Source organism: Butyrivibrio sp. WCD2001 (genome assembly GCF_000424485.1).
GTDB lineage: Bacteria > Bacillota > Clostridia > Lachnospirales > Lachnospiraceae > Butyrivibrio.
In genome coordinates, this window is the sequence record NZ_AUJZ01000012.1 from 96,081 (window position 1) to 108,486 (window position 12,406).

Annotated in this window: 10 protein-coding genes and 1 riboswitch; of the genes, 8 read left to right on the forward strand and 2 right to left on the reverse strand. The window is 43.1% G+C overall.

Going from position 1 to position 12,406, the window contains the following annotated elements; translation table 11 throughout:
• Positions 1-12 precede the first annotated feature (12 nt).
• Positions 13-303 (forward strand): YerC/YecD family TrpR-related protein, encoded by a 291-nt coding sequence (locus G630_RS0111670; protein WP_022761587.1) that lies wholly within the window; start codon positions 13-15, stop codon positions 301-303.
• Positions 304-490: 187 nt separating this feature from the next.
• Here G630_RS0111670 and G630_RS21675 read toward each other — a convergent pair whose 3' ends face one another.
• On the reverse strand, positions 491-907 hold the full coding sequence (locus G630_RS21675) for a bactofilin family protein (RefSeq protein ID WP_022761589.1): 417 nt from the start codon (positions 905-907) through the stop codon (positions 491-493).
• 27 nt (positions 908-934) lie between these two features.
• Positions 935-1,771, reverse strand: a complete 837-nt coding sequence (locus G630_RS0111685; RefSeq protein ID WP_026498673.1) for a peptidoglycan DD-metalloendopeptidase family protein — start codon at positions 1,769-1,771, stop codon at positions 935-937.
• Between the two features lie 224 nt (positions 1,772-1,995).
• On the opposite strand from G630_RS0111685, the gene G630_RS0111690 reads away from it, so the two are divergent.
• From G630_RS0111690 to ltrA, 7 genes are all read left to right on the forward strand, one after another.
• Positions 1,996-2,505, forward strand: coding sequence for an SEC-C metal-binding domain-containing protein (locus G630_RS0111690; RefSeq protein WP_022761591.1), 510 nt, complete (start codon positions 1,996-1,998; stop codon positions 2,503-2,505).
• Between the two features lie 178 nt (positions 2,506-2,683).
• The gene (locus tag G630_RS0111695; protein WP_026498674.1) at positions 2,684-4,561 is read left to right on the forward strand and encodes a threonine--tRNA ligase; all 1,878 of its coding nucleotides are present in this window, start codon (positions 2,684-2,686) and stop codon (positions 4,559-4,561) included.
• 70 nt (positions 4,562-4,631) lie between these two features.
• Positions 4,632-6,299, forward strand: a complete 1,668-nt coding sequence (locus G630_RS0111700) for a hypothetical protein (RefSeq protein WP_026498675.1) — start codon at positions 4,632-4,634, stop codon at positions 6,297-6,299.
• A 64-nt stretch (positions 6,300-6,363) separates the two neighbouring features.
• Complete coding sequence (locus G630_RS0111705) at positions 6,364-7,050, forward strand: hypothetical protein (RefSeq protein ID WP_022761594.1); 687 nt, start codon at positions 6,364-6,366, stop codon at positions 7,048-7,050.
• A gap of 325 nt (positions 7,051-7,375) precedes the next feature.
• A riboswitch (cyclic di-GMP riboswitch) is annotated at positions 7,376-7,455 on the forward strand.
• A 56-nt stretch (positions 7,456-7,511) separates the two neighbouring features.
• Complete coding sequence (locus G630_RS23640; protein WP_049946188.1) at positions 7,512-10,163, forward strand: Ig-like domain-containing protein; 2,652 nt, start codon at positions 7,512-7,514, stop codon at positions 10,161-10,163.
• Positions 10,160-10,504 carry a hypothetical protein gene (locus G630_RS0111715; protein WP_022761596.1) on the forward strand — a complete coding sequence of 115 codons (345 nt, stop codon included), beginning with the start codon at positions 10,160-10,162 and terminating at the stop codon, positions 10,502-10,504. The genes G630_RS23640 and G630_RS0111715 overlap by 4 nt, the downstream gene beginning before the upstream one ends.
• 530 nt (positions 10,505-11,034) lie before the next feature.
• Positions 11,035-12,315 carry a group II intron reverse transcriptase/maturase gene (gene ltrA / locus G630_RS0111720; protein ID WP_026498521.1) on the forward strand — a complete coding sequence of 427 codons (1,281 nt, stop codon included), beginning with the start codon at positions 11,035-11,037 and terminating at the stop codon, positions 12,313-12,315.
• Positions 12,316-12,406: the final 91 nt, after the last annotated feature.

A 12,406-nucleotide genomic window follows, 5' to 3' on the forward strand; every position in this document is an offset into this window, starting at 1 on the left:
CGGAGGATAATAATGAATAAGAAAATTCGTACAGAGGCTGTTGATCACTTATTTGAGGCCATTCTGTCACTTGATGATAAGGAAGAGTGCTATAGCTTTTTTGAGGATCTTTGCACGGTGAATGAGCTTATGTCTCTTTCCCAGAGATTTGAAGTTGCAGCCATGCTCAGAAAGCATAAGACCTATCTCGAGATAGCAGAGAAGACCGGAGCTTCAACCGCCACTATCAGCAGAGTTAACCGATCATTGAACTATGGCGACGACGGCTACGCTTTGGTATTCTCTAAAATGAAAGAACAGTAAGTGGTAAATCTTCTCTTCGTGGGAGATAAGATAAAGATTAAAGCCTTCTCCCTTAGGGAGAAGGTGGCAGCAACGCTGCCGGATGAGGGAGAATAAAAAGCCCGCCGGAATATATATGATATTTCAAGCGATTATAGCTTTGCTAACGAGCGAGAAATTTCATATATATTTCGGCGGGCGTATTATATTAAGTAGTAGCAGCTCTTTCTTTGGCTGTTTCAGCAGAGGTCTTTTCTGCGGTCATCTTGCATTGGCCCTGGAAAATTGCATTTTCATCGATTACGAGAGTTTTTGCGGCCAGGTCTCCGACAAGCTTTCCTGTGTCACTGATTTCAACTTTACCCTGAGAGCAGTTTACGTTGCCCTGAATTTCACCTGCAAGGAAAAGATTTGTGGCGGTAACTGCGCCTACGATTTTTCCTTCCTGACCAAGAATGAGTGATCCGCCTACGGAAACATTGCCGTTGATGGTGCCATCAACCCTTGTGCTCTCCTTAGCGGTGAACGGACCATCCAAAGTAGCGCCGGATGCGATAAACGTTGTTATCGGCTCCGCAGCAACATCAATTGAACCGTCTGATTTTGAACTGTTAAAAAGTGCCATTGTATTCCTCCTATTTTAGCGGCTTTATTAACCGTTAATCTCAACCATCTCTTCGGGATTGACAAAAACCCCGTCCTGCTTGATCTGATATCCAAGCTTTGTATTATTTTCTCCGACAACGAAAAGGGTAGCACCCTTGGCAACACTGTCACCTTCGTGAACGAGGCTCTCGCCGGCATTTCTGTAAATGGTTATATAGCCGTTGCCGTGGTCAATCGTCACGCTGTTTCCGTATTTTACATCTGCAGTAACGCTGGTTACTGTGCCGGAAGCTGAAGCAATTATAGTAGAGTTGGCCTCGGTGGTAAGAATGAGGATGGGATCAAGTCCTGTGGTATCAACAGGAGTCTTCTCTGCATCTTCGCCCTCCGCACCTTCTTCGTCAGCGTTTTCTTCGCCGCCGTCCGCCTGAAGTTCAATCTCGCTAGAATTAGGATCGTCGTAGGAATTCTCCATCGATGCTGTTCCTGAGATAGGAAGAAGAGAGGGGATGTACTGCTGCTGTTCCTCGGCTGCGGTCTGAGCCTCCGCCTCAACCTTCTGATTGAGCGCCTGACTGAGCTGAGATACTTCATTCTCAAGCTCGGAGTTTTTCTGAATGAGTTCCTTGTTTGCTGTATCGAGTTCCTCTATCTGAGCACTCTGCTGGACTGTATATTTTTTCAGAGATGAGAGTGTGATAGCTGAGTGGATGACATAACATATGAGGAATAAAAAGATCGCAAATATGGAAAATGCCAGAACCTGAGCTGCTACATGTCCCACATGGAAGCTTCCGCTGCTCCCGTCGGAATCCCCCGAAATAATCATAAATGTGTAGTGGCGTTTATGCCTGTGTTTTTTTGGTTTATTAATATCTGCCATAAAAACCCCCATTAAAATTCAACTTATAATAGCATATATTATTAAAAAATCCAAGATATAGTTGTTTGAAAAATGCGGACCGCTAAATCTGCCATTTTCATCTGAGAAACCCCGAAATATCCCAAACGTTTACATAACAATGAAAAGATACTATAATATGAAAGATTAACATCTTGTTTATGTTGATTTCGAAATACTATTATTTGGAAGTGAGGTTACACATTATGGCATTATTAAAAGAGTGGCGCGATATGGCTTATTCAGAGAAAGCTGATAAGGCCCAGCTGCAGAAACTTTGGACAGATTATTTTCAGAAGGAAAAAGAGATCTATGCAGAGCTTCTTAAGAATCCCGACGAAGTTGTAAAGGGAACAGTTAAGGAGCTTGCTGAGAAATATAGCATCGATATCATGACAATGACAGGTTTCCTTGATGGAATCAACGATTCACTTAAGGAGCAGAACGACATCGAAGCAATGGAAGAGGACACAGAGGTTCAGCTTGGCTTCGATAAGGAACTTCTCTACAAGAACATGGTAGCAGCAGGTGCTGACTGGCTTTATGGCCTTGAGGAGTGGAATGATATCTTCTCAGAGGAGAAGCAGAAGGAGCTCTACAAGGAGCAGAAGGCTTCACAGACCGTACGCAAGGAGAACAAGGTTTATCCCAATGATCCCTGCCCGTGCGGAAGTGGCAAGAAGTACAAGAAGTGCCACGGTAAGGGTAAGTTCTAAGAGAGGGTAAACTCTGATATAAAAGGACCCCTCATCCGTCTGCTAACGCAGACACCTTCCCCCCAAGGGGAAGGCAGGAGATAAGCCTTCTCCCACTGGGAGAAGGTGGCGCGAAGCGCCGGATGAGGGGCTTTTAATAAAAAATAACTGTACCCGGTAGGTACGGAAGGAGAGAACAATGACAAAAGAAGAATTCAAAGAAGTGTACCGCCATTCATTGGCACACATCCTGGCAAAAGCCGTAATCGAGCTTTACGGTGAGGAGACACAGTACGCAATTGGTCCGCAGGTGGCAGACGGTTGCTATTATGACTTTGTTTTGCCTAAGGCTGTTACTGAGGATGATTTCAAGACCATCGAGGATAAGATGCGCGAGATCATCAAGAGAAGAGAGGACTGGACAAGAAAAGAGGTGTCCAAGGCTGAGGCTCTCGAGATTTTCAAAGGTCAGAAATTCAAGACCGAGCTTATCGAGGACCTTCCCGAAGGTGAGACAATCACTACATATAATACAGGTGATGATTTCATCGATCTTTGCCGCGGACCTCACGTTGAGAACTCTCAGGAGTTGATGAATGTTTCCTATAAATTGAAGGCTGTATCAGGTGCTTACTGGAGAGGTGATGAGAAGAGAGATTCCATGACTAGAATCTACCTCTACGCTTTCCCTTCAAAGGATGAGCTTAAGGCTCACCTCAAGATGATCCAGGAAGCTTTGGAGCGCGATCACAAGAAGATCGGCGCTCAGCTTGACCTTTTCATGTTTGATGAGACAGCTCCCGGAATGCCTTACTGGCTTCCCAGAGGCTGGAGGATGTACCAGAAGCTCCTCAAATTCTCAAGAGATATTCAGGAGAGACATGGCTACACAGAAATCGCAGCTCCTCTTATCGATAATAAGAAGCTGTGGCTCATCAGTGGTCACTGGGCTCACTACATCAACAACATGTTCATAGTGCCCGGAATCGCAGGTCACGTTCAGGCTGATACAAATATTCCGGATGTAGCAGAGAGTATGGATGAGGATGCACCTAAGGCTCCCGTAAAGATTGAGAGAGGCTCGGTTATCTACAACAGAGAAGCGCTTGATACAATGGGCGCTAAGCCTATGAACTGTCCTAACGCTATGATGACTTACAAGAGAACAGTTCATTCTTATAAAGAACTTCCTATTCGTTACAGCGAGTATGATGTACTTCACAGAAAAGAGAAGTCAGGACAGATGAACGGTCTTTTCCGTGTTCAGGAGTTCAGACAGGATGATGACCATACATTCGTAATGGAGTCACAGATCCAGGATGAGATTGCAGATATCATCTCAATTGCAGACGAGATCTACAAGACATTCGGTGTAACTTACAGAGCTGAGTTTTCAACACGTCCCGAGGACTTCATGGGCGATATCGAGGTTTGGAACAGAGCTGAGGCTGCTATTAAGAGCATTCTTGATAAGAAATATGGCGAGGATGGCTATGAGATAAATGAAGGCGACGGTGCTTTCTACGGTCCCAAGATCGACCTTCAGATTAAGGATGCGCTCGGAAGAGAGTGGCAGTGCGGAACAGTACAGCTTGACTATCAGCTGCCTCACAACTTTGGCCTTACATATCAGGCTCAGGACGGAAGTCTTGAGATGCCTGTTGTTATTCACAGAGCGATCTACGGATCACTTGAGAGATTCATAGGTATCATTATCGAGAACTTCAAGGGTGCTTTCCCGTTCTGGCTCAGCCCTTATCAGGTAGGTATCGTTCCTATCCGCGTTGAGCACAATGAGTATGCTAAAAAGGTTGCAGATCTTCTTTACGAGAACGGCATCGATGTTGAGGCTGATTACTCCGACAACAACATGAAGGAGAAGATCAAGAAGTTCAAGAACTACAAGGATCCTTACATCATTGTACTCGGTGACAAGGAGGCAGCTGAGAACACTGTTTCAATCAACGTTCGCGGCTCCAATAAGCAGATTCAGAACGTACCTCTCGATAAGTTCGTTGAGATGTGCAAGAAGATGAACGCTGAGCACACACTTGAGCTTATTGATAGTGTAGAGTAAAAAAACTAATCAGAAATAAACGCCTTCCCCCACTGGGGAAGGTGGCGCGAAGCGCCGGATGAGGGGATTAATGACACTCCTTAACGATTCAAAAAAAACGTGGGACAAAGCCGAAATAATCTGCGGAAGTCTTCTATACCTGATTTCTTCAGCAATGATTATCTTTTCATCATATCTTTGCTTTAGTCCCGACATATGGTACGACGAGCTCTTTAGCATGCAGCTTGCCACTAAGCCTGTTTCTGAGATGGTTAAATTAACAGCGGCGGATGTTCACCCGCCGCTGTATTATATTATCGTCCATTTCGTGATTAAGGCGCTCACACCCTTTGGCAATTCCTTCATGTCATCCGGACTTGTAAATAGCGGAGCTGCCCTGGGGAGCATGCAGATCATGTATGCAAAACTGGCGAGTGTAATTCCGCTGTTCATTCTCTTTCTGTATGCGCTCACCATCATCAGAAAGCGCTACGGAATTCTCGTGGGAGGACTTTTTTCCTGCGCTGTGATTGCAATGCCGCAGATGGCTGATTATGCGGTTGAAGTGCGTATGTACAGCTGGGTTATGCTTTTTGTGACAGCACTTTGCATACACGTCGGGCCGTTTATTGAGACTGAAAAGGATAAGCAGATAAAGGGACTGAAGTGGGGGAAGATTTTTCCTTTATTTATATATGGGCTGTTAGCCTGCTATACTCAGTACTATGCTGCTGTCGCAGTGGCTGCGGTATATCTGTTCCTGATCATTTGGTCGGTTCGGAAAAATGTATATCAACTTGGAATCCTGCTTATCAGTGCCAACATGACTGCGGTTTGCTATGTGCCCTGGATAAGCGTGGTGCTTTCGCAGGCGAGATCAGTCTCATCCAATTACTGGATTCAGCCGCTGTCTCTAAGGAGCTTTGGCGGAATTATCAAGTTCCTGATGAAGCCCGGATTCTTTAATGATAAACTTGCAACTGTTCTTGCGGTTATGATGTTTGTGCTGGTGGCAGCAGTGGTATTTTGCAATATCAGGGACTCCTATATGTGGCTCTGCTTCATGCCGATAATCGGAATTATTGCCTTTGGCTTTGCTGTGTCATTTTTACTTAGACCTGTTTTTATATACAGGTACATGATTCCGGCTATGGGAGCTATGTGGCTTTCAGTACTGATTGCTGCTAAGCGGCTCTTTAATGGAGAACGTGGAAAACTCCTATTTGCAGGACTTCTTCTGTATACATTGATGACTATTTTCTGTATCAGAGACTTTTGGGCTTTCCGTGGAAATGAGCTCTATAAACGTGTTAATATGGTACAGACGGAGCAGTTCTGGAAGGATATATATGAAGGCAACGGTTCTGAAGACACCGATGAAGACTCGCTTTCGGAGAAGCCGATACTAATCTGTAATTTTGAACAGGTAGCGGCTCTTTCAATGTACTATGCGAATGGATACTGTGACATAGTGGGAGATGCGGGAAAAGAGCTTCCGGTACAGGTTTATCTATACGGAGCGATAACGGATAGCATTCTTGAGAGTACTTTACCGGGGATACAGGTTATAAGTGAATACCCGGAAGTTCAGGAGCTTGTGGACAGTGGAAGGAGAGTGCTTTTCATTGGAAGCTTTAATTCCCGAGAGGACATTCTGAAGGACTGGAAGGAATCACCTGCCGGAATCGAAAATAAGAACATTGGCAGCTATTTGAATGAGCGATATTGGTTTGATGTGTTTGAACTATCGCGAAAATGAGAAGACAGACAAGAGGATAGCTGATTACAGAAAGATTATTTCTATAGATATATAGGAGAGACATTTGAGAAAAAGATTTTTATCAATTATCTTCATACTTACGGTATTCACGCTTGGGAACAGCAGGATTAGCACGCTGGCTTCGGCAGGTGCGGGCGCGGTTCTGGATGACATGATTAAGGATGCGGATTCTGAGAATTCTTCCGGATCAGGTGATGAATCCAAGGTCGGAGGTATGTCAAAGCTTCCGGAAGCACTTGCCTGTACGTTTTTCGTGCCTATGGGATTTAAGGCCTCAGATGAACCCGGAGTATTTGTAAATGAGCACTATCCGCTGGAATCCGCAAACATTACTTACGAGGTTTCGGTTCTTCCGGAAAAGAAGATTCTTACCAATGCTCAGAGGGCAGCAGGGGAATCCGAGGATGCTACCAACATCGAGTATAGGTATGATGAACTCACCGCAGAGATGTATGAGACTATTCAAAAGGAAAACTACGAAAGTCTCTACGGAGAAAACATCGGCTTCACTCTGGAATCCTTTGAAAATATGGAGTATGACGGCTTCCCGGGATATATGATAAGGACATCTTTTACCCCGGAGAACACGCAGACAATCCACCAGGCTACCGCAATAGTTCTATCCAAAAACAAGGTCTTCACAATCGTCTTCTCAAGGGCAGAGGATGATGACTTTGAGGACAAATGCACACAGACACTGGATACAATACATGTTCTTGCTAAGAAGTAACCGCTCGTTTGAGCGGTTTTTCTATTATATACGATGGGGATAGTTTTTCTTTTGAGGGCCGATTTTGGGAAACGTGAGAAGTCGCTTTTGTTAACTTTAACCTTTATAAAAATAGATATCAACGATAAAAAGAATATTCTATGTCAGGTGTGCGGAAACTAAATTTGCTGATACAAAGAGAAATATCAGGAAAATAGAAGAGTTTAAGGGAATTATTAAATTTTGAATATAAAGCAATTCGTTTATAAATATTTTAGAATTAGTCTGATTGACGGAAACTAAATCGGAGAATAGACTACAGTTACTGTTTTTTGTTCTGCGACAAAACATATTTCGGCAAACTATGGGTGACCATAGGACGCAAAGCTATAGGGACTTTCATTAAGAAGTCAGCCAGTTGCACTTTCTGAGAACCTTAGCTTTGCGAAGCGAAGGTTTTTTAGAAAGGGGATTTGTTCATTATGAATCGAATCAAATCAATTCTCGCTATTGCTTTGACAATGTTAATTGTCTTTTCCGGCGTTTCGCCGACTTCTATGTCAGTAATGGCAAAGAAGGCATCTTCGGGGGAAAAATCAATTACCCTCAATTATTCCCAGTACACCCTTAAGAAGGGCAAAAAAGTAAAGCTTAAGGCAACAACATCTTCTAAAAAGAAGTCAGTTGTATTTAAGAGTAAAAACCCAAAGGTAGCAACCGTTGACAGCAAGGGCAACGTAAAGGCTGTTAAAAAGGGAAAAACAGTTATTACAGCTACAATAAAGGGCACAAAGAAAAGTGCAAAATGTACTATTTATGTAGGTTCACCCGTAAGCACTGTATCCATTGGGGACCAGCAGATAGAACTTAATGCGGGACAGAATTATCAGGTAACAGCAAAAGTAGAACCCTTGGATGCTTCTATTAAAACAGTAAGCTTTAAGAGTTCAGATGAGTCTGTTGCATCAGTTTCAGAATCAGGACTTATTGTTGCCAAAGCAGAAGGAACTGCAACAATAACAGCAACAGCTAATGACGGAAGTAAGAAAAGCGCATCTTTACTTGTTAAGGTAAACGGTGCAACACAAAACGGCAAAGATTCCAAGGATTCAAAGGATTCCAAGGATGCAAATAATACAAATAATACAAATGGCACAAATGGCTCAGGTGAGTCCGGTAACTCAGGTGGATCATCAGAGTCAACCATAGGTTCCGCATCAAAGAATTCAGGCCTTGTAACCCTGACTGCTTCAAGTAATAGTGTTGTAGCAGGAACCACAGACAATACGGTATATTTATATGCCACAGTCGCTGTAAATGTAGATAAAGTTGAACTCTATGACTCCAATGGCAACTTTGTAAAAGCGATGGAGGATGACGGAGTTTATAAAGATAGCGGCGATGATATGAAGGGAGACCAGATTTACTCTGCTTACAAAAGGTTTGTATCAGGTAATAACGGTCGTTACAGCTATTATGTAAAGGCATATGTGGGATCAGAGGAGATAACCTCTGACACAGTTGATATTGATGTTGTTTCCGTAATGTCCGCTGAAAATAGAGAAGAGATGACAGCAGCGGATAATGCCATCGAAGAGGTAACGGAAACTCTTAATCCAAATGCCACCATCGAAGTAAAAAAGACAGCAGTTCAGAATGTCTTAAATGAACAGAAAAACTCCGGAAATATTAAATCTGTCGGAACATTTGACAGTGAATCAAATGTTATAACCTTTGAATATACTGATGGCACCACAGGTGCAGTATCTCTTGAAGAGAATACAATTAAGAGTAATGGTACCGGAAAAGTTCGTAATCCCAAGGGAAGCGGACTCTGGGATACAATGATTAAGTCGGAATCTCTTGCACCGATTGTGCGTAACAGCTCAAATACTGCAGGATCAATCGGAAAAGCTATCATATACTTCGGTTTTAGCGGAAGTAATGAAGTAGGCTGGAGAAAGGCATATTATAACGACGAAGTCATTCCGGAACTGAATGGAATGGGACTGACAACAACTATGAAGGAAGCTACCTTAAAAGACTTCAAAGCTATGTCAGCCTATGATGTTATTGTTTTCAGTATGCATGGATCCTCTTATGGAAATGATCTTTTCATGTGTACCTATGAAGAGGTTACTGATGCTAAGGATAACGCATATTATGCAGATCTGATAAAGGGCAGAGTAGTAAGAACTATACTTATGGATGGTAAAACTTACTACTGGGCTAAGCCATCATTCTTCACTGCAAACCTTGGTGTTAGTGCACTGAACGGAAAAGTGCTTTTCTCTGAGACCTGTGATTTTATGGGCGAGGGAACGGCTGTAAATAATCAATTTTCATCAGCGTTCTTAGGACGCGGAGCAAGTACGGTTGTGGGCTTCCATAATTCAGTTCTTGCAATCTACAGCAGAAATCTTATGAAGGCATTTGTTACAGGACTTGCTTCCGGTAAGACAACAGGCGACGCATTCGCAAGTGCAACGGCAACATACGGGGTAAATGACGGACACGGAGCATACCCTATACTTTCAGGATCAACCAATACTGTGCTGTTCACAGATGATTTCAAAAACGGAAGCTTCGAATTAACACCTACTTTGACAGAATGGTATCATCTGGGTGATGCAAGAACCATAACAGGACTTGCGGAATTATCACCCACTCATGGTAAAAAGATGGCAATCATCACAACCGGTATCGGATCCTCCTCTTCTTCTTACGATACTCAGAAGGAGGAAGGCACAGAGGGCAGCGTACTTTCACAGACCTTTGTGGTTCCTTCGGATGCAAACTCGCTCAGCTTTACATATGACGTGGTATCCGAAGAGCCTCTGGAATATGTTAATACTGAGTTTGATGACAAATTTATAGCCCGTCTCCTGGATACTAACGGAAATCTGATTGTAGAGCTTGCACGTGAAGAAGTTAATACTTCCACATGGTACGAAATCTTTAATATAGATTTTGACGAAGGTGATGATACTGTTTATCATACGAAGTGGAAGGATGTTTCCTACGATCTGTCTTCGCTCAGAAATCAGAGAGTAACACTTGAATTCGTGACATTTGATGAAGGCGATTCAGTATTTGATACAGTAGGTATAATTGATAATGTGGTCGTAAAATGATGAAAAATGCAGTTCGAACAGTTATACTGATTGCAATAATTTCATGTTCCATTCTTTGCGGATGTAACCGCAAGATAACCGATAACGGTGATAAGGAGGCAGCGGCAGTTATGAGCAGTGATTATATCAGTGTTGTTTCGGAAAGAGTGACGAACGTTTTGAAAAATGCCACCTCTGAGGATGCCGCGTTGTCAGGATTAAGCGAAGAATTGGAAGCATTAACGAAGGAGGGATATATTCTGGACTATAAGATTGATTATCCCAAAGCAGTGAAGGTGACCTATTCGGATTCCACGGAAGGAATGATCATGCTTACACCGTTTGATACTAACTACAACTAAAAATATGAGGCGCAGGGATTAGTTCCCGGCGCCTCTTTTTGGTTTGCGCGCCATGGGCGCGCTCTAACGGGTGAAAGTCCCGAACACGCCCAGATAGTGGGAAGTGTATAGCCGAACAGCAAGGGTGTCCATTGTGAGGTGGAATCTGAAGGAAGCTGTAAGCAAATCTCTGGTCCGACGGACAGAAATCACATATAAGGCTAGGCTACGAGAGATAAGTTGGCCAAAAGCAACGAAGTCTAATAACTATCACATTTGTAGTAGCAGAGTAAATGTGGCGGATATATGGAGAGAAAGAGCGTGCACCTTAAGCGTGGAGGTCTCACAGAGGTTCCATTAGCCTAGTAACAACGAACTGTGAGAAGTCAGCCGAACCCATAGTAGCAAAGAAGTCTCTGTAATGGGGATGGAGTGAAGGGGTGAACAATCAATAAGTTTGAGTATGTCTCGTGTTGCAGAAATGACAACATCTGCCGTAACCAATCGGGTGAAGGGTGGTCAGATCAAGCGAGGCGGAAAGGAAAGAACGCATGGACACAAGTAGTCTAATGGAGCAGATACTATCTAGTGATAATCTCAATAGGGCATATCTGCAAGTCGTGCGAAACAAAGGTGCAGAGGGAGTGGACGGAATGAAGTACACAGAACTCAAGGAACATCTTGCAAAGAACGGCGAAATCATCAAGGAACAGTTGAGGACAAGAAAATATAAACCTCAGCCAGTACGAAGAGTGGAGATACCAAAGCCCGATGGTGGTGTCAGAAACCTAGGAGTACCAACAGTAACAGACAGATTCATACAACAAGCTATCGCACAGGTCTTAACACCAATCTACGAGGAACAGTTCCATGACCATAGTTATGGATTCAGACCGAATAGATGTGCACAGCAAGCAATCCTAACAGCGCTCGACATGATGAATGACGGTAATGATTGGATTGTAGATATTGACTTGGAAAAGTTCTTTGACACAGTAAATCACGACAAACTTATGACTATCATAGGTAGAACGATTAAAGATGGAGATGTTATTTCTATCGTTAGGAAATACCTGGTCAGTGGAATCATGATTGATGATGAGTATGAGGACTCCATTGTGGGAACACCACAAGGAGGTAATCTCTCGCCATTATTGGCAAACATCATGCTGAATGAACTTGATAAGGAAATGGAAAAGCGAGGGCTTAACTTTGTAAGATACGCAGATGATTGTATCATCATGGTTGGTAGCGAAATGTCTGCTAATAGAGTTATGAGAAATATCTCTCGATTCATTGAGGAGAAACTAGGTCTCAAGGTCAACATGACCAAGAGTAAAGTCGATAAACCACAAGGACTTAAATACCTTGGGTTTGGATTCTACTTTGACTCAAAAGCACATCAGTTTAAGGCAAAACCACATGCGAAATCAGTAGCGAAGTTTAAGAAGAGAATGAAAGAACTTACATGTCGTAGCTGGGGCGTTAGCAACAGATACAAGGTGGAGAAGCTCAATCAGCTTATCAGAGGATGGATTAACTATTTCAAGATAGGAACAATGAGAAATATCTGCTATAACATGGACGGCACTATCCGATATAGGCTTCGTATGTGCATTTGGAAACACTGGAAAACTCCACAAAACAGGGCAAAGAATCTTATAAAGCTTGGAGTTACTAAATGGGCTGCATGGAGAACCGCATATTCAAAAGGATACGCGAGAGTCTGTCGTGCATCTGATATATCCCAAGCCATAAGCAATAAGAGATTAGCCTCATACGGACTAATCTCTATGTTAGATTACTACACCGAAAGGTGTGTCACTTGTTAAGTTGATTGAACCGCCGTGTACGGAACCGTATGCACGGTGGCGTGAGAGGTCGAAAATGTCTTTATAATGAGACATTTTCTCCTACTCGATT